Annotated in this window: 22 protein-coding genes; 7 read left to right on the forward strand and 15 right to left on the reverse strand. The window is 62.3% G+C overall.

Annotated features, from left to right (window positions below; translation table 11 throughout):
- Positions 1-202: 202 nt before the first annotated feature.
- Both ABH945_RS32285 and ABH945_RS32290 read right to left on the reverse strand, forming a co-directional pair.
- Entirely contained in the window at positions 203-604 is a 402-nt protein-coding gene (locus ABH945_RS32285; RefSeq protein ID WP_429253361.1) for a hypothetical protein, read from the reverse strand.
- 40 nt (positions 605-644) lie between these two features.
- Positions 645-920, reverse strand: a complete 276-nt coding sequence (locus tag ABH945_RS32290; protein ID WP_429253362.1) for a hypothetical protein — start codon at positions 918-920, stop codon at positions 645-647.
- A 137-nt stretch (positions 921-1,057) separates the two neighbouring features.
- On the opposite strand from ABH945_RS32290, the gene ABH945_RS32295 reads away from it, so the two are divergent.
- From ABH945_RS32295 to ABH945_RS32305, 3 genes are read left to right on the forward strand one after another with little or no spacing between them, the layout of a single operon-like run.
- Complete coding sequence (locus tag ABH945_RS32295) at positions 1,058-1,513, forward strand: (2Fe-2S)-binding protein (protein WP_074768245.1); 456 nt, start codon at positions 1,058-1,060, stop codon at positions 1,511-1,513.
- A gap of 1 nt (position 1,514) precedes the next feature.
- Positions 1,515-3,761 carry a molybdopterin cofactor-binding domain-containing protein gene (locus tag ABH945_RS32300; RefSeq protein WP_429253363.1) on the forward strand — a complete coding sequence of 749 codons (2,247 nt, stop codon included), beginning with the start codon at positions 1,515-1,517 and terminating at the stop codon, positions 3,759-3,761.
- Positions 3,762-3,773: 12 nt separating this feature from the next.
- A complete protein-coding gene (locus ABH945_RS32305) occupies positions 3,774-5,066 on the forward strand; it encodes a c-type cytochrome (protein WP_429253364.1) in 1,293 nt (430 codons plus the stop codon).
- 96 nt (positions 5,067-5,162) lie between these two features.
- Here ABH945_RS32305 and ABH945_RS32310 read toward each other — a convergent pair whose 3' ends face one another.
- From ABH945_RS32310 to ABH945_RS32340, 7 genes are all read right to left on the reverse strand, one after another.
- The gene (locus ABH945_RS32310) at positions 5,163-5,819 is read right to left on the reverse strand and encodes an amino acid ABC transporter permease (protein ID WP_074768251.1); all 657 of its coding nucleotides are present in this window, start codon (positions 5,817-5,819) and stop codon (positions 5,163-5,165) included.
- 2 nt (positions 5,820-5,821) lie between these two features.
- Positions 5,822-6,589 (reverse strand): amino acid ABC transporter permease, encoded by a 768-nt coding sequence (locus ABH945_RS32315; protein ID WP_429253365.1) that lies wholly within the window; start codon positions 6,587-6,589, stop codon positions 5,822-5,824.
- 70 nt (positions 6,590-6,659) lie between these two features.
- Positions 6,660-7,490, reverse strand: coding sequence for a transporter substrate-binding domain-containing protein (locus ABH945_RS32320; RefSeq protein ID WP_429253366.1), 831 nt, complete (start codon positions 7,488-7,490; stop codon positions 6,660-6,662).
- Positions 7,491-7,557: 67 nt separating this feature from the next.
- On the reverse strand, positions 7,558-8,637 hold the full coding sequence (locus tag ABH945_RS32325; protein ID WP_429253367.1) for an ABC transporter ATP-binding protein: 1,080 nt from the start codon (positions 8,635-8,637) through the stop codon (positions 7,558-7,560).
- Positions 8,638-8,682: 45 nt separating this feature from the next.
- On the reverse strand, positions 8,683-9,579 hold the full coding sequence (locus tag ABH945_RS32330; protein WP_429253368.1) for an ABC transporter permease: 897 nt from the start codon (positions 9,577-9,579) through the stop codon (positions 8,683-8,685).
- The gene (locus tag ABH945_RS32335; RefSeq protein ID WP_429253369.1) at positions 9,576-10,544 is read right to left on the reverse strand and encodes an ABC transporter permease; all 969 of its coding nucleotides are present in this window, start codon (positions 10,542-10,544) and stop codon (positions 9,576-9,578) included. The genes ABH945_RS32330 and ABH945_RS32335 overlap by 4 nt, the downstream gene beginning before the upstream one ends.
- A complete protein-coding gene (locus ABH945_RS32340) occupies positions 10,541-11,635 on the reverse strand; it encodes an ABC transporter substrate-binding protein (RefSeq protein ID WP_429253370.1) in 1,095 nt (364 codons plus the stop codon). The genes ABH945_RS32335 and ABH945_RS32340 overlap by 4 nt, the downstream gene beginning before the upstream one ends.
- Positions 11,636-12,144: 509 nt before the next feature.
- On the opposite strand from ABH945_RS32340, the gene ABH945_RS32345 reads away from it, so the two are divergent.
- Positions 12,145-13,047 carry a LysR substrate-binding domain-containing protein gene (locus ABH945_RS32345; RefSeq protein WP_074771083.1) on the forward strand — a complete coding sequence of 301 codons (903 nt, stop codon included), beginning with the start codon at positions 12,145-12,147 and terminating at the stop codon, positions 13,045-13,047.
- Between the two features lie 55 nt (positions 13,048-13,102).
- Here ABH945_RS32345 and ABH945_RS32350 read toward each other — a convergent pair whose 3' ends face one another.
- Both ABH945_RS32350 and ABH945_RS32355 read right to left on the reverse strand, forming a co-directional pair.
- Positions 13,103-14,185 (reverse strand): calcium:proton antiporter, encoded by a 1,083-nt coding sequence (locus tag ABH945_RS32350; RefSeq protein WP_074768265.1) that lies wholly within the window; start codon positions 14,183-14,185, stop codon positions 13,103-13,105.
- 469 nt (positions 14,186-14,654) lie between these two features.
- On the reverse strand, positions 14,655-15,017 hold the full coding sequence (locus ABH945_RS32355) for a BON domain-containing protein (protein WP_074768267.1): 363 nt from the start codon (positions 15,015-15,017) through the stop codon (positions 14,655-14,657).
- A 467-nt stretch (positions 15,018-15,484) separates the two neighbouring features.
- Between ABH945_RS32355 and ABH945_RS32360 the strand changes: the two genes are divergently transcribed.
- Positions 15,485-16,126, forward strand: a complete 642-nt coding sequence (locus ABH945_RS32360) for a DNA-3-methyladenine glycosylase (RefSeq protein WP_429253371.1) — start codon at positions 15,485-15,487, stop codon at positions 16,124-16,126.
- Positions 16,127-16,419: 293 nt separating this feature from the next.
- The gene (locus ABH945_RS32365) at positions 16,420-16,764 is read left to right on the forward strand and encodes a DUF4148 domain-containing protein (RefSeq protein WP_074768271.1); all 345 of its coding nucleotides are present in this window, start codon (positions 16,420-16,422) and stop codon (positions 16,762-16,764) included.
- Between the two features lie 86 nt (positions 16,765-16,850).
- On the opposite strand, the gene ABH945_RS32370 is transcribed toward ABH945_RS32365, so the two are convergent.
- Positions 16,851-17,066, reverse strand: a complete 216-nt coding sequence (locus ABH945_RS32370; RefSeq protein WP_429253372.1) for a hypothetical protein — start codon at positions 17,064-17,066, stop codon at positions 16,851-16,853.
- A gap of 97 nt (positions 17,067-17,163) precedes the next feature.
- A complete protein-coding gene (locus tag ABH945_RS32375; RefSeq protein WP_074768273.1) occupies positions 17,164-17,607 on the reverse strand; it encodes a CBS domain-containing protein in 444 nt (147 codons plus the stop codon).
- Between the two features lie 336 nt (positions 17,608-17,943).
- Here ABH945_RS32375 and ribA point away from each other — a divergent pair, with 336 nt between their 5' ends.
- Complete coding sequence (ribA, locus tag ABH945_RS32380; RefSeq protein ID WP_074768275.1) at positions 17,944-18,594, forward strand: GTP cyclohydrolase II; 651 nt, start codon at positions 17,944-17,946, stop codon at positions 18,592-18,594.
- 105 nt (positions 18,595-18,699) lie between these two features.
- On the opposite strand, the gene ABH945_RS32385 is transcribed toward ribA, so the two are convergent.
- Entirely contained in the window at positions 18,700-18,918 is a 219-nt protein-coding gene (locus tag ABH945_RS32385; RefSeq protein ID WP_074768277.1) for a hypothetical protein, read from the reverse strand.
- Positions 18,919-18,942: 24 nt separating this feature from the next.
- Positions 18,943-19,845, reverse strand: a complete 903-nt coding sequence (locus tag ABH945_RS32390; RefSeq protein WP_429253373.1) for an NAD(P)H-binding protein — start codon at positions 19,843-19,845, stop codon at positions 18,943-18,945.
- Between the last annotated feature and the right edge of the window lie 11 nt (positions 19,846-19,856).

The raw sequence follows: 19,856 nt of genomic DNA on the forward strand, positions 1-19,856 counted from the left end.
GCCAGCCGCTCATACTCTTACTGATCGAGCATAAATCGGCTGAAAATAACGGGTATTTTCGATGGCTGCGCGCGGGAACGCCGCTAATCTTTCGACGGCCTGCTTGTGAGATTCCTAGCCCGACGACTGGAAGCCATCGAAACACCCATTTTCAACGGTGAGGGAATACAGGAGCCGACCGCGTATTCCCTCTTGCCACGAGCTACTTTTTCTCCTGCACTCCGCGCAACAGTTGCGACACCTGGCCATGCTGATGCAGGATCGCCGGATCGGCCTGCAGCAATGGCAGGTAGCGCGGCAGGAACATATTGTTCGGTTGATCGGCGGAAAACAGACCTGTCACGGCTTCCGCTGCGGCCAGCCGGTCGGTGGCGTCGGCTTCGTGGTCGTCGAGAATTTCGTCGACGTTCGCAATCACCGTCGACAGCGGCGTCAGCCAGCGAAACCCCGATCCGTTGATGAGCACCTGCAGAAACGCAGCAGGCGTCACCGGACCGAATTCCTTCTCATACACCGCTCGCTCGTGATCGAGAATGGCCTTGTGCAGCGCCAGCAGCGGCCGGCGAATGTCCGAGAGGAATTGGGTGCATTGCGTGTCGTTCATGATGCGGCTCCTTCGGATATGTTCGGATCAGGCAGCGGATTCAGCCAGCACTCATGCTAACAAAATCGCCGCCTGGATGATTCGGCGGGAATCGACCGCCACGCGCCGGTGGGAGCCCGCTGTGTGCTAGCAGCAGGCCGCCACGCGCCAGCACGAGCCCACCACGCGCCAGCATGAACCCACCACGCAGTCGCAACGCATGCCGCCTTGCAGCCACCTCACCCACAAAGCAGATTTCTTTTTCCACGACTACAATTTTTTCGTTTGCGCTCGCACGGTCGTGCCGCGCATGATTGCCGTGGCGCTTAAGCTTCATCGTCGATTTGCAGCAGGCAGCCGGAACCATCGTGCATTAGTCCGGCTGTCCGAATAAACGCAGCAAGTCTTTACGTTTTGGTTCGACGTCTCTGTCTAAACAGCCTCATCAACAATAATCCCCACCCGGAGCCGCTCATGACAACGTTCAACATCAACGGTCAGACTCATACCGTCGACGCCCCGCCCGACATGCCCCTGTTGTGGGTCCTGCGCGATCTCGTCGGCCTGACCGGCACCAAGTTCGGCTGCGGCATCGCGCAGTGCGGCGCGTGCACCGTGCATCTCGACGGCGTCGCGATCCGCTCGTGCGTGTTTCCGGCGGCGGCAGTAGGCGAGCGCAAGGTCACCACGATCGAAGCAGTCGGCAGCACGCCCGCTGGCGCGAAGGTGCAGCAGGCATGGCGTCAACTGGACGTGGTGCAGTGCGGCTACTGTCAGTCCGGGCAGGTGATGTCGGCGGCATCGCTGCTGACCAGCAACCCGAACCCCAGCGACGCGGATATCGACGCCGCCATGGCCGGCAACATCTGCCGCTGCGGGACCTACAACCGCATCCGCGCGGCGATCAAGCAAGCCGCGAAGGGGGCATGACATGTCCCAGGGACTGCTCGATGCACAGAACGGCGCAGAGCCGTCGGCAGCGCACGCCAGAGGCTTGTCGCGCCGCACGTTTCTGAAGTTCGGCGTAACGATCGGCGCGGCGGCGAGTGGCGGTCTGCTGCTCGGCTTCAGCATGCCGGCCGCGAGCCAGGATCAGAAGGCGGGCAAATCGGTGATCGGCGGAGACGGCGTCGAGACGCCGCAAACCGGCGTATTCGCACCCAACGCGTTTATCCAGATCGACAACACGGGCAAGGTCACGCTGGTGATTCCGAAGGTCGAGATGGGCCAGGGCGTGTACACATCGATTCCGATGCTGATCGCCGAAGAACTCGAAGTGCCGCTCGGTTCGGTCACGGTCGATCACGCGCCGCCGAACGAAAAACTGTTCATGGACCCGCTGCTCGGCGGCCAGCTTACCGGCGGCTCGACCTCGATCCGTTTCGCGTGGGAGCCGATGCGCCGCGCCGGCGCGACCGCTCGCACCGTGTTGATCGGCGCGGCGGCGCAGCAATGGCAGGTCGATCCGGCGAGTTGTCACGCGCAGGCCGGCCAGGTGATTCACGCGGCCAGCAATCGCAGCATCGGCTACGGACAACTGGTGGACGCCGCCGCGAAATTGCCCGCGCCGCAGAACGTGCCGTTGAAAGACCCAAAGGATTTCAAGCTGATCGGCACGCCAGCCAAGCGCCTCGACTCGCCGGAGAAAGTGGACGGCACCGCGCTGTTCGGGCTGGACGTGCGCGTGCCCGACATGGTCTACGCGGCGATCGCGAACTGCCCGGTGTTCGGCGGCACGCTCGCCAGCGTCGACGACACCAACGCGAAGAAGATCCCCGGCGTGCGGCAGGTCGTGAAGATCGACAACGCGGTCGCGGTGATCGGCGATCACACGTGGGCCGCGAAGCGCGGCGTGCAGGCGCTCGACATCAAGTGGAACGAAGGCGCGGGCGCGAACGTGTCGATGCAGCAGATCGTCGACGATCTCGCCAATGCCGCCGCCAAAGGCAACGGCGCGGTGGCCCGCAAGGAGGGCGATGTCGGCAATGCGTTTTCGAACGCGAAGTCACGCGTCGACGCGGTGTACCAGCAGCCGTTCCTCGCCCACGCGACGATGGAGCCGGTCAACTGCACGGTCCACGTGCGCGCGGACGGTTGCGATATCTGGCTCGGCTCGCAAGTGCCGACCCGGGTGGTCGACGCAGCCGTCGCGGTCACGGGCCTGCCCGCCGACAAGATCGTCGTGCATAACCATCTGATCGGCGGCGGTTTCGGACGGCGGCTCGAATTCGACATGGTCACGCAGGCGGTCAAGGTCGGCAAGCAGCTGCAAACGCCGGTCAAGGTGGTGTGGACGCGCGAAGAAGACATTCAGCACGACATGTACCGGCCGTATTACTACGACAGGATCTCCGCCGGGCTCGACGCGAACGGCAAGCCGGTGGCGTGGCAACACCGGATTGTCGGCTCGTCGGTGATGGCGCGCTTTGCGCCGCCCGCGTTCAAGAACGGGCTCGACCCGGACGCGGTCGAGGTTGCGTCGGACCTTCCGTACGACCTGCCCAATCAACTGGTCGACTATGTGCGTCAGGAGCCGCACGCGGTGCCCACTGCGTTCTGGCGCGGCGTGGGCCCGACGCGCGGCACCTTCGTCGTCGAGAGTTTTATCGACGAACTCGCCGCGCAGGCGAAGATCGATCCGGTCAAGTACCGGCAGGACCTGTTAGGCAAGACACCGCGCGCGCTGAACGTGCTGAACACCGCGACGCAGGCGGCCGGCTGGGGCAGCGCGTTGCCGAACGGGCAAGGGCGCGGCGTGTCGGTCATGCACGCGTTCGGCAGCTTCTTCGCGATCGTCGTCGATGTCGCGGTCGATCAGGGCGAGGTGGCGGTCAAGCGCGTGGTGTGTGCGGTCGATTGCGGGATGGTGGTCAATCCGAACACGATCGAAGCGCAGGTGCAGGGCGGCATCATCTTCGGGATCACGGCGGCGTTGTACAGCGAGATCACGATCAGGGACGGTCGCGTCGAGCAGAACAATTTCACCGACTACCGGATGTTGCGGATCGACCAGACGCCGCCCATCGACGTGCATATCGTGAAAAGCACCGAGGCGCCGGGCGGTATCGGCGAACCCGGCACAGCCGCGCTCGCGCCCGCCTTGACCAACGCGATTTACGCAGCCACCGGCAAGCGGCTGCGGCAATTGCCGGTTGGCAGCCAACTGAAAACCGCCTGACCGGAGCCCGACATGAAAAACACACTGAAGGGTGTCGGTGCGGCGTTGTGCGTCGCACTGCCGTTTATTTTTCAGGCCTCGGCGCATGCGGCGGACAGCACGGCCGACCAGGCGCTGGTACAACACGGCGCGTATCTGGCGAAGCTCGGCGATTGCGTCGCGTGTCACACGGCGCCGAAGGGCAAACCGTTCGCGGGCGGCCTGCCGATGACCACGCCGATGGGCCAGATCTACACCACCAACATCACGCCCGATCCGCAAACCGGTATCGGCGGCTACACGCTCGCGGACTTCAAGCGGGCGATGCGCGAAGGCGTCGCCAAAGACGGCCACAACCTGTATCCGGCGATGCCGTATCCGTCGTATGCCAAGGTCAACGACAACGACATGGCGGCGCTGTACGCGTTCTTCATGCACGGCGTCGCGCCCGTGCAGCAGGCGAACCGCGAGCCGGACATCAAATGGCCGTTGAACATGCGCTGGCCGCTGAAGTTCTGGAACATGGTGTTCCTCGACAAAAACGTCTATCAGGACAAACCGGGCAAGGACGTCGCTTGGAATCGCGGCGCGTACCTGATCCAGGGACTCGGACACTGCGGCTCGTGCCACACGCCGCGCGGCATCGCGTTCCAGGAAAAGGCGCTCGACGAAAGCGGCAGCGAGTTCCTGACCGGCGGCGTGCTCGACGGCTGGTTCGCGGCGAATCTGACCGGCGAGCATAACGTCGGGCTGGGTCGCTGGAACGAGCAGGATCTGCAGGCGTTCCTGAAGACCGGCGCGAATCGCCACGCCTCGGCGTTCGGTTCGATGACCAGCGTGATCAACAACAGCACGCAGGCCATGACCGACACCGATATCGCGGCGATGACGACGTACCTGAAGTCGCTGCCGCCGGCGGGAGGCAACGGCAAGCCGCCTTACACGTACGATCCGCAGGCGACGAAGGTGTCGCTGAACCGGCCGGCCAACGATGCGGGCGCACGGGTCTATACGGCGTATTGCATGCATTGCCACGGCGCAAACGGACAGGGTTTCGCGCCGATGCTCGCGCCGCTGGCGGGTAATCCGAACGTGCTGGAAAAGGACGCATCGTCGTTGATCAACGTCACGCTGAACGGCACTGCGGATCTGGTGATTGGCGGTGTACCGTCGCCGTTTCCGATGCCGAAGTTCGCACCGGTGCTCGACGACCAGCAGATCGCCGATGTGCTGAGTTTCGTGCGCGGAGGGTGGAACAACGGCGCGGCGGCGGTAACGGCGGCGGACGTGGCGAAGTTGCGCAAGTCGACCCAGGCGGCGAGGTAGCGGCGAGTTTTAACTCGTAAGCAAAGAAAAAGCGGCACCCGTGTTTTGCACGGTTGCCGCTTTTAACATGAGGTTCTTTTCGCGTGCGCCGCTTTTTCAGCGATGCTGCCCGACCTTCTGCCGCTTCTCCAGTACCCTTGCATACCACGTCAACGGGAAGCACATCGCGAAGTAAATCATCGCGACCATCCCGTAGATCGGAAACGGGCGGAACGCGGCATTGGTGATCATCGTGCCGGTCTTGGTCAATTCGGTGAACCCGATGATCGACGCCAGCGCCGTGCTTTTGACGACCTGCACGAGAAAACCGACCGTCGGCGCGACGGCGATTTTCAGCGCCTGCGGCCACACGATGTAGCGCAGTTGCTGGCCGAACGTCATGCCGAGACTGGCGCCCGCGGCCCACTGTCCGCGCGGCACGGCTTCGACACAGCCGCGCCAGATATCGACCAGATAAGCGCTCGTATAAAGCGTCAGCGTAACGGTGGCGGCGACCCACGGCGAGACGTCCACGCCGAGCAACGGCAAGCCGAAGAACGCGAGGAACAACTGCATCAGCAGCGGCGTGCCCTGAAACACTTCCACGTACACGATAACCACGCGCCGCAGCCACGCAACCGGCGACACGCGCATGCCGAGCAGAATCAGCCCAACCACGCCGCCGCCGACAAACGCGATCAGCGACAGCAGCACCGTCCAGCGCGCTGCGAGCAGCAGATTGCGGGCGATGTCCCACAGAGTGAATTCGACCATGATCAGCGCTCCGTCGGCAGGGTGCGCGCGCCGCGCCACATCAGGCGGCTGCGCCAGTTACGCGGCGTGCCGCTGTCGCTATTGCTATTGCCGCATTGATTGCGCGCGACACGTCCCGCGAACAGCCCACGCCCGAAGCGGTTGAGAATTTGCCGCAGCACGATCGACATCAGCAGATAGGTCGCGGTGATGATCACGTAGCTCTCGAACGAACGGAAGTTGCGCGATTGAATGAAATTGGCCGCATACGTGAGATCGGGCACGGAGATTTGCGATACGACCGCCGAGCCGAGCATCACGATCAGCACCTGGCTCAGCAACGCGGGAAACACGTTGGCGACGGCCTGCGGCAGCACAACATGGCGAAACACCTGGCGCTTATGCAGACCGAGCGCCTGCGCCGCCTGAACCTGTCCGCGCGGAATCGAATCGATCCCGGCGCGCACGATTTCGATCGCGTACGCACCGAGATTGACGGTCATCGCCAGAATCGCGGCCTGGATTTCGTCGATATGAATGCCGAGGCTCGGCAAGCCGAAGAACACAAAAAACAGTTGCACGATGAACGGCGTATTGCGGATCAGTTCGACGTAGCTCGCGACGATCCAGCGGGCCCATTTCGGACCGCCCACCGCAATACTCGCGCCGCCAATGCCCACCAGACCGCCGAGCACCGTGGAGACCGCGGTCAGCCCCAACGTGACGGCGGCGCCGTGCGCGAGCATGCCCGCATAGAGGCCGAAGCCGCTGAAATCGAACGCATAGGTCATTGCGTGGCGCTCATCATGAGGTCAAACTCCGCCGCGAACCGGGGTCCTTCCCGGTCCGCGCAAAAAAGGTTCAGAGATCGGCCGGCAGCGGTGCGCGCAGCCATTTCTGCGAGATCGCGTTCATCGTGCCGTCCTTGCGGGCCTTGGCAATCGTGTCGTCGATCTTCTGCTTCAGGCGCGGTTCGTTCTTGTTCAGACCGACGTGATCGGGCGAGCTGAACAGCGAGAACTTCTGCTCCGGGTCGTTCGCCGGATGACGCGCGAGAATCGTCGCGCCGACGTCGTTGCCGACCACCATCAACTGTACCTGACCAGAAAGAAACGCCGAAATAGCGCCGTTCGGATCGTCGAAACGTTTGATGTTGGCGGACGGCGGCGCGATCTTCGTGACGCTCAGGTCTTCCAGCGTGCCGCGCGCGACCGAAATCGACTTGCCGGCGAGGTCGGTGGCGTTCTTCACGGGCAGGTTTTTCGGGCCGAACACGGCGAGGTAGTAGGGCGCGTACGGTTGCGAGAAGTCGATCACCTTTTCGCGTTCCGGCGTCTGGCCGACCGACAGCAGCATGTCGGCCTTGTGGTCGGCGAGATAGGCCATCCGGTTGTCGCCGGTCACCTGCACGAGTTCGACCTTCGCGTTCAGCGCCTTGCCGATCAGGTTCGCGACGTCGATGTCGTAGCCCATCGGCTTCATGTCCGGGCCGATCGAGCCGAACGGCGGGTAGTCCTCGAACACGCCGATACGCACAGTGCCCGATTTCGCGATGTTGTCGAGTGCGTCGGCATGCGCGGTGCCCGGCAGCGCGGCGAGTGCGCCGAGGGCCGTGAACGCCAGCGTCGCGGCGAGCGTGGCGAAGGTGCGGCGGGTGGTTGATTGAATAACGGAAACGGGACGCTGATTCATGATCTTTCCTCTGTCTAAAACCGTGGTTCTTTGAATTGATTGGTTGCCTGTTTATTGCGCGGCGGATTCAGTGCGCCGCGCGTGCGGCGATCAGTTTGCATGCGTGAGGTGGCAATTCGGCGAACACCGGCATGCCAAGCGTCAGACCCGGCGTTTCGCGCGGCGTGGTGGCGGCCGTCAGCGTGAAGCCGGTGCAGTCGATGGTCGCCTCCAGTGACGCGCCCACGTCGCGAATAAACGTGACGGTGCCGCTCAGGCGGTTCGCGCTCGCGGCCTCGTCCTTCGAAGACGCCTTCAGACACACGTCTTCCGGGCGGATCAGCAGACGGATTCCGTCGTGCGATTCCGGCACGCGCGCGTTCTGCGCGACCGCGATACGCCGGCCGCCCGGCAAGCTCACGCCGCCCGCGCCATCGTACGTGACCGGCAGGATATTACCGAGGCCGATAAAGTCCGCGACGAATTCGCTGACCGGTTCGCGATAAATATCGAGCGGCTTGCCTACCTGCGCGATGCGGCCTTTTTCCATCACGACGATTTCGTCGGCCATCGTCATGGCTTCGCGCTGGTCGTGCGTGACCATGATCGTCGTGATGCCCAAGCGCTGTTGCAGCAGGCGGATCTCGACCTGCATCGCTTCGCGCAGCTTGGCGTCGAGCGCGGACAGCGGTTCGTCGAGCAGCAGCAGTTTCGGCTCCGACGCAATGGCGCGCGCAATCGCCACGCGCTGACGCTGGCCGCCCGACAGTTGCGTGACCGGCCGGTTTGCCATGTGCGGCAACTGGATCAACTCCAGCAATTCGGCGACGCGCTTCGTCTGCCGATCTTTCGCGGTCTTGCGCAATTTCAGCGGATACGCGACGTTTTGCGCGACCGTCATATGCGGAAACAGCGCGAGTGACTGGAACACCATGCCGAAGTCGCGCTGGTTGGCGGGCACGCGCGTGATGTCGCGTCCGGCGAAATGGATGCTGCCCGAGCTTGGCGTTTCGAGCCCGGCGATTATCCGCAGCAGCGTGGTCTTGCCGCAGCCGGACGGGCCGAGAAAGCACACCAGCTTGCCGTCCGGCACGCTCAGATCGACGTTGTCGACGGCGTGCGCCGCGCCGAAGCGGCGGGTCACGGCCTGCAAGGTCAGATGGGTCATCGGAGGCTCCAGCAAAGAAGTGTCGTGAGCGGGATCAAAGCCGAATCAAAGCGCCACGCCTTCGTCGCCGATCAGCTTTTCGAGCAGCCAGATCAGCGCGAAATCGATCGCGACGATGAACACGGCAAAGCAGAACACGGTCGGATCGAGCGACGACACCGTGCGGCTGTAGAGCCACACCGGCAGCGTCATCGTGTCGATGCCGTAGAGGAAAAACGTCACCGTGAATTCGTTGAACGAGATGATGAACGCGAACAGCATGCCGGCGAGAATGCCGGGGCGCATCAGCGGCAGGATCACATCGACGAGCGCGCGGCCGGGGCTGGCGCCCATCACGCAGGCGGCTTCCTCGAACTCCGGCCCGATCGACGCCACCGACGCCGCGCAGTTCTTCACCGTGAACGGCAACGCCAGGATCACATGCGCGATGATCAGCCGGAACACGCCGAGTTCGACCGGCAGCACGTTGAACACCAGCAGCAGCGACAGCCCGAGCATCACCAGCGGATAGACGAGCGGCAGCGCGACCAGTTGCTCGACCATCGGCTTGCCGCGAAAACGGTAGCGGGAGAGCGCGTAGGCGGCGGGAACGGAGACGAGCGTGGCGATCAGCATCGTCGACAGCGCGACGATCAGGCTGGTGCTCAACGCGGCGCCCATCGACATCGAATCGCTCGCATCCGGCGACACGAAGCTCTGCCATGCCGCGCGATACCAGTGCAAGCCGTACGCGTGCGGTGGGAATTCGAGCGTGTCGGCGGCGCTGAACGACATCACGATCATCGTGAGGATCGGCAGCGCGGCGAGGAACAGAACGACCGCGGCGAGCAGTGCAGTGGCCTTGCCGAGCTGGCCTGGCATCACGTGCGGCAAGCGTGGAAAGCGCGGTGAAGGCGGTGCACTTTGCGGCAGACGCGCGGAGGTTGGGATCGGCGTGCTCATGCGTGCGGCTCCTCGGCGAGACGTTGCGTGCGGCGGACGAGGCGTTGCGACAGCGCCATCACGCTGAGCGTGGCGATCATCAGCACGACGCCCGATGCAGACGCCGCCGGCCAGTTGAGCAACGGCGCGACCTGATCGTGGACCAGCACCGCGAGCATCGGCACGCGTCGTCCGCCGAGCAGCAGTGGCACGGCGAACGCGCTCGCGTTGTATGCGAACACCAGCAGCGCGCCGGACACGAGGCCGGGCATCGCCAGCGGCAACAACACGTGACGTAGCGTCTGCCAGCGCGTTGCGCCGAGCGTGGCCGCGGCTTCTTCAAAGGACAGGGAAACGGCGCGCATTGCGCTGGACAGCGGCAGCACGGCGAGCGGAAACGCGGTCTGGATCAGCCCGAGCAACACCCCATGCTCGCGATACAGCAACATCAGCGGACGCTGCACGAGGCCGCTGCCGAGCAGCGCGTGATTGAGCAAACCGGCCGGTCCGAGAATGATCAGCCAGCCATAGCCTTGCAGCAGCAGATTCACGAGCAGCGGCAGCAGCACGCCCGCCAGCAGAAGCCGGCGCGCGAGCCGCGATTTCGTGCGCGCCATCGCCAGCGCGACGGGAATGGCCAGCAGTACCGCGCAGACCATGCTCTGGAACGCGAGCTTCAGCGTGAGCCACAGCGACTTCATGAAATAGCCGTCAAGCAGGTCCGCGTAATTCTGCAGCGTGAAGCCGCGCCACTCGTCGCCCTGCGCGCCGAAGCTCATGCGCAACACGACGAGCGCCGCCGCGCCGAGCACGGCGAGGAACAGCAGGATCGGCGCGAGCAGCAGCCACGGGCGAGCTTTCGACATGGCCGTGGCGGAAGGTTCGTCCAGTGGGCCAGGCACCGCGCCCGGCGACGAACTAGGCGCCGCTGGATCAGCCGGCCCCGCTGCGCCACGCCGCGAAAAGCGCGCGAGCATCGTCGTCATGCCGAGAAGATTTCGGTGTAACGCTTGATCCACGCCGGTTGCACGACGGCGAGCGCCTTGTCGTCATGCAGCACGGCTTTTTCGGCGATCTGTTGCGGACTCGGCACGAACGCGCGGCTCTCGACCGGAATCACGGCTTTCGAATTGACCGGACCGTTCAGTACGTCGGCGGCCATGCGGCCTTGCACGCCGGCATCGAGCGAATGATTGATGAACGCGTGGATCACGTCGCTGTCGCCGGGATGCGCTTTGGGGATCACGGTGAACATCAGTTGCGTCGCGAAGCCTTCCTTCATCCCGTAGGTCACGCCCATCTTGTATTCGGGCTTGCGGATCTGGTCGGGGAAAAACGCCGGCGAATAGATGCCGCCGATATCGAGCGAGCCGGTGCGGAACAGGTCGGCCACCTGGTTCGGGTTCTCGCCGAGCGTCATCACGTGATCTTTCAGTTGCATCAGCTTCTTGAAGCCCGGCTCGATGTTCTGCTGCGAACCGCCATTCATTTTCGCGGCGATGATCGCGAGGTCCACCGCTTCGGCCCACTCGGGCGGCGGGAGGAACACGCGGCCGGAATACTTCGGGTCCCACAGTGCTTCATACGAAGTGGGTGCGCTTTTGACCGTCGCCGTGTTGTAGATCAGACCGTCCGACCACAGCAGATAGCCGACCCCGAAGCCGTTCGCGCCCGTGCGGTATTGCGGCGCGACGTCCTTCAGATTGGGCAGCTTGTCGAGATCGGGCTTCATCAGCAGACCGGCGTCGCCGAGACCCGACGCGCCGACGCCCGCCAGCGTGATCACGTCGTAAGTGGGACGATCGCCCGCAGCCTTGAGCTTGGCGACCATGCCGGAGGTGCCGTCGGCGCGATCGGCAATCACCTTGCAGCCGGTTTTCGCGGTGAACGTCGCGGCGATGTTGCGCAGCGCGGCCGCGCCGGTGTCATCCGACCAGGTCAGCACGCGCAGCGTCTTGCCGCTGAAGTTGTGCTCCTGCGCGCGCAGGTTCACGAACGGCATCGGCAGCGTGGAGGCGGCGAGCGCCGCGCCGATCGTCTTGATAGCCTGCCTTCTGCCCCGTTTGATCTCTTGCATGGCGGTCTCCCTGTGTTGAACGCCTGTTACCTTGACCGGTTACCTCGGGTTGTCTGAGGTGTCCGCTTTGACCGCTGCGCTTCGTTGCGTGTTGATGCACTCTAGGTTTGTCAAAATCCCGCGCCAAACGAAATATGCGCATGGGCGGTATGACATAAGCTCATGCGGCTGACCTCGTGGGGTTCATTTCGCCAAACCCGATAAGTCGGGGAGAACGCCGACGCAGTGGCGCATGCGGGTTAACGTCCATGATTTGCGCGCATCGCGGTTCACGTCGAGGTATGAGGAAAGCTCGGTTCTGGTGCGGATGTTCTACTGCGTTGCCCTTTCCCGGTGCAGCAGCGGCGCGAAAACGCCATTTTTTAAAGCGGCATGAGCCGGACGCATGCCGATAGGGTCGAGGTATCTCGTGCGGCCCTTTCTGATCGCGTATCCTGTGGGCTTGTCGGGCAAGCGGGCGACCTGATCGCCACGCCTGCGTAATGATTTTTTTTGATCCCGGATACCCGATGCGACGACTCCCGCCGCTCAACGCGCTGCAGATTTTCGAAACCGTAGCGCGCCACCGCAGTTTCACCCGCGCCGCCGACCATTTGTGCCTGACGCAAGGCGCGGTCAGCCGCCAGATCATCGCGCTCGAGGACTACTACAAATTTCCGCTCTTCAAGCGTCACGCGAAAGGTTTGACGCTGACCGCCGAGGGCGAAATGCTGCTGCCCGCCGTCAAGGAAAGCTTCGCGCGTATTGAGGAAATTTCGCTGCGGCTGACGCGCCAACGCACCGATCTCGCGCTGAAAGTGCCGACCTGCGTGATGCGCTGGATGCTGCCGAAAATCATGCGTTTCCAGGCCGAATACCCCGATCTGCATGTGCAGATCACGACGACCTGGCAGCACGATGTCGATTTTCAGAGCGAGCCGTTCGACGCGGCGATCATCTATGCGTCGTCGCCGGGGGCGGACGTGCAGGCGGTGCCGCTGTTCGAAGAGCGTCTGACGCCGGTATGCGCGCCCGAATTGCTGAAGGACAAGCCGCTAGCCGGGGTCGCCGATCTCGCGCGCCATACGCTGCTGCATCCGACCCGCGATCATCGGGACTGGAAAATGTGGCTGGCGAAGGTGACGGAAGTGGGCGAGGTGAGCGGCCCGGCCGCTGGAGAGATCGACGCCGAACTCGGCCCGAGCTTCGATACGCTCGATATGGCGACCAACGCGGCATTACAGGGCTTCGGCGTGGCGATCAGCGACCTTGCGCTGATCGACGAGGATGTCGCCGCGCGCCGCCTGGTGCGGCCGTTCGATACGGTGCTCAAAACCGGCTGGCGCTATTACTTCGTTTATCCGGATTCGGTCGCGCATCAGCAGAAGCTGAATCTGTTCCGCGAGTGGATCGCGGAACATTGGGAAGATTAGGCCGCCCGCTTTTACGTTGCCGTGATCGGCCACGCCAAGCAGACGGCCCGTCGCCTCAAGGCGCGAACGACAGGAACAGATACGCGGCGAACAGCGACAGATGCACCGCGCCTTGCAAAATCGTGGTGCGCCCGGTGCTCAGCGTGAGCGTGCCGACCACCAGCGTGAGCATCAGCAACACCGTTTCCTTGCCGTTGATGCCGAGCACGAGCGGCTGACCGGTGTACAGAAACACCCCGGCCACGGTCGGAATGGTCAACCCGATGCTGGCGAGAGCCGATCCAAGCGCAAGATTCAGGCTGTTCTGCAGACGGTCGGCACGCGCGGCGCGTACGGCCGCAAGCCCTTCGGGCAGCAGCACCAGCGCCGCGATGATGATCCCGACCACGGCGGGCGGCGCGCCCGCATTCTGGACCGCGGTTTCGACCACCGGCGACAGCACCTTCGCGAGCAGCACCACGGCAACGAGACACACCAGCAGCAGACCACCGGCCGCGAGCGCGAGACCGGCACTCGGCGGCTCGGCGTGGACGTCTTCGTCGGGCGTACCGGCCAGAAAATAATCGCGATGACGCACGGTCTGCACGAACACGAACACCCCATACAGCACCAGCGACGACACCCCGGCAAACGCGAGCTGTGACGGCGACAGGATCGGACCGACGCTGGTGGTGGTGTAGTTCGGCATGACCAGCGTCAGCACGGACAACGACGCGAGCACGGCCAGCGCCGCCGCCGCGCCACGGCTTTGAAAATCCTGCTCCCGATGGCGAATACCGCCCACCAGCAGGCAGATGCCCACAATGCCGTTACAGACGATCATCACCGCCGCGAACACCGTGTCGCGCGCGAGACCGGCTTTCTCCGGCCCGGACGTCAGCATCACGGACACGATCAGCGCCACCTCGATCACCGTCACGGCTACCGCCAGCACCAGCGTGCCGAACGGTTCGCCGACGCGATGCGCGACCACTTCCGCGTGATGGACCGCCGTAAAGACCGCCGCGCACAACGCGAGGCCGACCAGTATGAGCAGCAGCGCGTTGGCCGCCATCGCGTGCGAGGCGCCCAGCACGATCCACGCGACGAAAGGCGTGACAAGGGTCCAGCGGGGCAAAACGGCCGAGGGCTTGCTCATTCGAACTTCCTTTTGAATGCCGGTTCTGGCTGGAAAAAACGTGCGGAGCCTGCGAACAAATCAGGCAAAAATGTTAAAGCGGTGTGTCAGAAATGCGATATAAGCCGTTAAATTATAAAGGATAAATTTCACGGATCTGTGCATTCTCGTGTGATGGGGCGTCATCAACGGAAATACGTCATTATGACGCCCGAGTTTGACACCGCAGGGTGCAAAAACGGCGATAACTCGAGAGAAAGGACGTTTGCGCAGAATGGCGCAACTTACGGCGAGAAATTCTGAAGACGGCGCGTTCGCGCCAGAGTGGAAACCAGACGGAAATCTAAGCAAAAGCGGAAGTTTGGCGACGCGATTCGTGACGCGCGGCATTCGACGGGAGGGTTATCGAATCCGAATCCGAACCCGGACGCCAATGTCATACGTCGAAGACATCGGCGCCCGTGAATTGCTCTACAGCTGAATTACCCGATTATTGGCCTTCGGCACGGATCGTCAGCGCGTTCTTGACCGACTTCACGCCAGCGACGCCTTGCGCCGTTTGCGTTGCGAGGTCGACCATTGCCTGTTCCGGCACCGAACCTTGCAGCGTCACGTCACCACTACGTGCGCGCACGGTGATGTTCGACACGCTCAGGCCCTTCGTCTTTGCCAGTGCGCCGCGAACCTTGCGGCTCAGTGCGCGGTTGGCTGCCTTGGTTTGCTTGGCCGTCGGCGCAGCCGACGTGGTTGCGGCTGCGGGAGCAGCTGCATCGCTAGCTTGTGCGTAGGCATTGATGGACGCCAGAACGATCAGTGCGCCGCCGATCATCTTGATTGCCGGGAATGCTTTCATTCAACTTTCTCCTATTGTCATTAAGTATGCGGTCCCCAGATGAGGACGATTTGCTACACCAACGGGTAAATCGGAATTAAATCTGAATGGAACGTGCAGCAGGCCATACCAAAAGCTTTCAGACTGTAGGCTGATGCGGGCGCGACGGGGCGCGCACGAGCAGACAAAGCCTATGCCACCGGCTGGACAGACACGATACTCCAATTAGTGCCATGTTGAATGCTACGGTGTACCGAAATGAGGCTTTGGTACAACGAATGCGCCACTGACCGCCGGCAAATGGCGTTTTATCGCTGGATCAGGGATTTGTTTAATACCGTTTTGCCTCTGTTTGTGCATTGTTTCATTCACTGCTTATTGTCTGCGCTTTGCGAATTTTTCTCTGATGTTCCCACTATTTAACGCAATCGCGGCTGGTGATTTTCATAATTCGAAGTGATGCGTTTGGCGAGAAAAGGATTGAACGCATGCGAAAGGAATCACTCCCGATCCGGCTATTGCGGCGAGCCGATCTGCCGGTCGACACCGTCGAACTGGCGCGCTTCATGATCGGCAAATACCTCGTGCACGATCTGCCCGAAGGGCGCATGAGCGGGCGGATTGTGGAGACCGAGGCTTATCCGCTGGGGGATTCGACCAGTCACGCGTTCAAGGGGCGGCGGCCGCATAACGGGTCGATGTTTCTCGCGCCAGGCCATGCCTATGTGCGGCTCACCTACGGGCTGTCGTACATGCTGAACATGTCCGCCGAGGTGGAGGAGGTTGGCGCCGGTATCCTGTTTCGTGCGATCGAACCGCTCGAAGGACTTGCGTTGATGGAAGCGCGGCGTCCCGGCGTACCACTGCGCGATCTCGCGCGCGGACCAGGCCGGCTCACGATGGCACTCGATGTCGGACCGTCATTCGACGGCCATGACCTTTGCGCGGGACGCGATTTATGGATTGGCGTAATAGAGATAGGGGAAATGCCAATTGGCGTGACGACGCGAATCGGTTTGTCGCGTGAAATGCATTTGCCATTGCGTTTTTTTGAACCGGGAAGCGGATTTGTCAGCGGTCCACGTAAATTGCTGGTCGCGCCGCATTCGGCGCTACATTCTGGTGCATAAGCGCGTGCGTAGTTTTAACCGCGCATAAAACGGTTTATGGAAAAAGCCGCTCGCATCAGACGTATTTTTGAAACGTCAGACACATCGGGTTACGTTTCCGACAATTATTACGACATTGCCCAATCATGGGGCGTTCAAGCCGGTATCTTCTTTAGAATCCTTGCGATTTCAGCAATTATCTATCTCTAAATCAAGGGTTTTCCCTTGGCATTCTGGTGACTAGACTGAAACCACTCGCTTCTCATGAATATGACAAGCGACGCAAATAAAACCAGATATGGAGGTAGGTCATCATGAAATCGCTTATCAAGGCAGTCGCCATTGCAGCCGTTCTTGCAGCCCCGGTCGCCGCATTTGCCCAGGCCAGTCAACAGCCCGCGACCCGCGCGGAAGTCAAAAACGAATTGATCCAGCTTGAACAGGCGGGTTACAACCCGGCCATTTCGAACGACGTCACCTATCCGGCCGATATTCAGGCCGCCGAACGCCGCGTTCAGGCGGAAAATCCGGCTGTCGCGCAGACTCAGGAGCCGGTCGCCGACACCAGCGGCTATGGCGGTGCGATGAGCGGTTCGTCGCAGTCAGGCGGTATGGTTCAGCCCACCTCGGGTCCGAAGTCGGTCTATTTCGGCAACTAACTGGTTTGTAGATAGAGGCGGTTGGCCATTCAGCCGATCGTCTCGCGCCATTTGCCAGGTTGAATCGCAGCTACTCGCGTACGAATCTAGCCGGCACACATTTTTGATGCGGCATGCAGTTGAATCAGGATTGCCTGCCAATCGACATCCGGCCGGTCGGAATAACGATCGGCACATCCGCCTGTGAGCAATGCGCCCGGCATCGAAAGAGCGTTGGGAAGCTCGGCGCGCGACATCTCGCACAGAAACATCCGCGGCAACGGACGGCCAGCATTACATTGCACGCGTCCGTCCAGCTGCATCAGAGTTCAATGAACCTCCGCTGCCGCAAGGTAGCTTTGCCCAACCTGTTGAAGGATTGGGCTTTTTTTGCGTTCTACGGGTTGTGCCGACGTCCGGTCAGGGGCGCTCGCCGTGAATATAAAACTCGAGCTGTTGAATCGTGAATTGCTGCTCGGCGATGATGTTCTTCACCAGGTCGCCGATCGACACCATGCCGATCAGCCGGTCATTCTCGATGACCGGCAAGTGGCGCATGCGGCGCTCGGTCATCAGCGCCATGCAGTCGTCAGTTGTCTGGTCGGGGCGCACGAATCGCACAGCGCGGCTCATGATGTCGCGCACCGGCGTTTCCTTCGACGAGCGGTCCATCAGCACGACCTTGCGTGCATAGTCGCGCTCCGTGATGATTCCGGCGATGCTGTCGCCGTCCGTGACCACCAGCGCGCCGATGCCCTTTTCGGCCATGAGTTTGATCGCGTTATAGACGGAATCGTCGGCGCCGATCGTGAAGACGGGCGTGTTGGTCGGTTTCGTTTTTAGTAGCTGTGCAACGCTTGTCATGGAGCGCTCCATTTCGCAGTGCAGCACGCCGAGGCGGCGCGCTGTCGAGAGGGAAAGGCCATTCCAGTATAGGCGTGACGTGCCGCCGCAGTAGTTCGGGAATACCTGTGGCGCGCGGTACGTTTAACTCGGGTAGCGGCAGGGTACGGCAAGTTCAGGCGGCGTTATTGCGGCCGCGTGCTGGCTAAAGCGGCGGCGGCCTGGAACGCACGCAAGGCCCGCCTCAGCGCTGCTTGAGGGGACATACGCATGCGTCACGCGGATTAGCGGTAAACTCCCAGTCCGTACCTTATTCCCGGTTTGATCGGGTTCATGTCAGCAATACTGTCTAACGCCATGCTCACGTCTCACGATCCGTCGCCAGCAGCAGAGGGCGCAACCAACGGCGAATGCGTCATTCTCGACGCCACCGCCACGCTTCCCACGCGCTACGGCACGTTCACTTCGTATGTCTTCCGTGTATGCGAAAGCGGCGCCGAACATCTTGCGCTCGTGATGGGCGATGTCGCCAATCAGTCGTCCGTGTTGACGCGCCTGCATTCCGAATGCCTCACCGGCGACGTGCTCGGCTCCTATCGCTGCGATTGCGGCGAACAGCTCGATCTGGCGCTGCGCTACATCGCCGCCGAGGGTTGCGGTGTGCTGCTCTACTTGCGCGGGCACGAAGGGCGTGGCATCGGTCTGTCGAACAAGATTCGCGCGTATGCGCTGCAGGAGCAGGGGCGCGACACTGTCGAGGCCAATCTCGATCTCGGTCTGCCTGACGATTCGCGCGAATACGATTCGGCCGCGGGCATTCTGCGCACGCTGAAGGTCACGTCGGTGCGCCTGATGAGCAACAATCCCGAGAAGTTCGACACGCTGTCCAAGCACGGCATTCCGGTCTGCGAGCGCGTGGCGCTGGCGATTCCGATGCGTGAAGAAAACGAGCGTTATATCCGCACGAAGCAGGTCAAGTTCGGCCACTACTTCGACGAGAACGAATAAGCGACGCATGTGAACTGGCCGCCGTTTTTGCAAACGGCGGCCAGTGTCGGTTTGTTTTAGCGTCGTATTTCGCGCGATATTGCCGAAGTTTGACCCGGTAGCGCGTCAGAACAAACCGAAGTCGTCGTTACTGTCGGGAATCGCGCTGAGCAGGTCTCGCAGCGCGTGCCAGCCGGTCCATCCCAGAAGCGTTATCGATACTGCCAGCCAGCGCCGCGCGCCGGCGCTTCCGCACGCGGTGGACGTTTCAGTGCCGCGAGCCGTCGCAGTCCCATTCGATTTCTTCGAGCCGTGCAGCAGAGGGTACAAAGGGCACGTTTGCATGATGTGTCTCCTTGCGAACGACGCTCAGCGAACCGTCGCGTCGATCTGCGGCACGAGTGCTGCAAATACCTGCGATAACGTCGTCGTGCCGAAGCGCCGCTCGCCGACATCCGCTTCGACGTCGATGCGGCCCGCGTTGTGCGCATCGTACAGATCGGCGATCAGGCGCGCATGAAGTTCGCCGAGTCCCGAGCGCTGAAGCACGGCATTCCAGTCGTCGCGCGGCACTTCGTGCGCAGTGACGGCGTGCCCTGATACCTCGCTGATCGTGCGGGCCACGTCCAGCACACTGACGCGCTGCTCGCTTTCGACACTCACTACGCGCGGTGAAACTCGCGAAACCCGCACGTCAGCATCGAGTAGCAATCTCGCTGCAACAATGCCCACATCCTGTGCAGCCACCGTCGGAAAGCGCTTGTCCAACGGATGATGCAGACTCGGCAGCACGCCCCTGGCAAGCGCCATCGGCAATACGCGGGCCCAGTTATGCATGTGTTCGGCGGAACGTAGAAACGTCAGCTGCGCGTCGACCGTGCGGAGTTGCGTTTCCAGATAATGGAACAGCATCGTAATGCCCGTGCCGCTCGCGTGTTCAGCGCCGTAATCGGACAGCGCCAGCACGTGATCCGGCGGATCGGCGCGCAACGCGGTGACGCACGCGTCGATCATGCTTCGCATCGCGGCGGCCGGATCCGCGTGATGATGCGGCAGCGGACACAGTAACTGCACCGCCTGCGCACCGCGAATTGCCCGCGCCACTGATTCCGCGTCGAACAGATCGACCACCACCGTCTCACAGCCGATTTCATCAAGCGCTCCACGCTGCTTTTCGTGACGAACTGCCGCCCGCACCTCACGTCCCGCGCGACGCAAAGCCGCTGCGGCCGCTGTCCCCACATTTCCCGCTGCACCCAGAATCACGTACACGTTTAGCTCCT

The organism is Paraburkholderia sp. GAS333, from assembly GCF_050435665.1.
In the GTDB taxonomy this organism is placed as follows: Bacteria; Pseudomonadota; Gammaproteobacteria; order Burkholderiales; family Burkholderiaceae; genus Paraburkholderia; species Paraburkholderia fungorum_A.

Coding starts and splice junctions, on each gene's coding strand:
- ABH945_RS32335 (WP_429253369.1), bottom strand. CDS start 10,544: ATGACGACGATGCTCGCGCGCTTTTCGCGGCGTGGCGCAGCGGGGCCG.
- ABH945_RS32330 (WP_429253368.1), bottom strand. CDS start 9,579: ATGAGCACGCCGATCCCAACCTCCGCGCGTCTGCCGCAAAGTGCACCG.
- ABH945_RS32360 (WP_429253371.1), top strand. CDS start 15,485: ATGCGAAAGGAATCACTCCCGATCCGGCTATTGCGGCGAGCCGATCTG.
- ABH945_RS32315 (WP_429253365.1), bottom strand. CDS start 6,589: ATGACCTATGCGTTCGATTTCAGCGGCTTCGGCCTCTATGCGGGCATG.
- ABH945_RS32340 (WP_429253370.1), bottom strand. CDS start 11,635: ATGCAAGAGATCAAACGGGGCAGAAGGCAGGCTATCAAGACGATCGGC.
- ABH945_RS32290 (WP_429253362.1), bottom strand. CDS start 920: ATGAAGCTTAAGCGCCACGGCAATCATGCGCGGCACGACCGTGCGAGC.
- ABH945_RS32350 (WP_074768265.1), bottom strand. CDS start 14,185: ATGAGCAAGCCCTCGGCCGTTTTGCCCCGCTGGACCCTTGTCACGCCT.
- ABH945_RS32370 (WP_429253372.1), bottom strand. CDS start 17,066: ATGCAGCTGGACGGACGCGTGCAATGTAATGCTGGCCGTCCGTTGCCG.
- ABH945_RS32375 (WP_074768273.1), bottom strand. CDS start 17,607: ATGACAAGCGTTGCACAGCTACTAAAAACGAAACCGACCAACACGCCC.
- ABH945_RS32385 (WP_074768277.1), bottom strand. CDS start 18,918: ATGCAAACGTGCCCTTTGTACCCTCTGCTGCACGGCTCGAAGAAATCG.
- ribA (WP_074768275.1), top strand. CDS start 17,944: ATGCTCACGTCTCACGATCCGTCGCCAGCAGCAGAGGGCGCAACCAAC.
- ABH945_RS32325 (WP_429253367.1), bottom strand. CDS start 8,637: ATGACCCATCTGACCTTGCAGGCCGTGACCCGCCGCTTCGGCGCGGCG.
- ABH945_RS32300 (WP_429253363.1), top strand. CDS start 1,515: ATGTCCCAGGGACTGCTCGATGCACAGAACGGCGCAGAGCCGTCGGCA.
- ABH945_RS32310 (WP_074768251.1), bottom strand. CDS start 5,819: ATGGTCGAATTCACTCTGTGGGACATCGCCCGCAATCTGCTGCTCGCA.
- ABH945_RS32305 (WP_429253364.1), top strand. CDS start 3,774: ATGAAAAACACACTGAAGGGTGTCGGTGCGGCGTTGTGCGTCGCACTG.
- ABH945_RS32355 (WP_074768267.1), bottom strand. CDS start 15,017: ATGAAAGCATTCCCGGCAATCAAGATGATCGGCGGCGCACTGATCGTT.
- ABH945_RS32295 (WP_074768245.1), top strand. CDS start 1,058: ATGACAACGTTCAACATCAACGGTCAGACTCATACCGTCGACGCCCCG.
- ABH945_RS32285 (WP_429253361.1), bottom strand. CDS start 604: ATGAACGACACGCAATGCACCCAATTCCTCTCGGACATTCGCCGGCCG.
- ABH945_RS32345 (WP_074771083.1), top strand. CDS start 12,145: ATGCGACGACTCCCGCCGCTCAACGCGCTGCAGATTTTCGAAACCGTA.
- ABH945_RS32365 (WP_074768271.1), top strand. CDS start 16,420: ATGAAATCGCTTATCAAGGCAGTCGCCATTGCAGCCGTTCTTGCAGCC.
- ABH945_RS32320 (WP_429253366.1), bottom strand. CDS start 7,490: ATGAATCAGCGTCCCGTTTCCGTTATTCAATCAACCACCCGCCGCACC.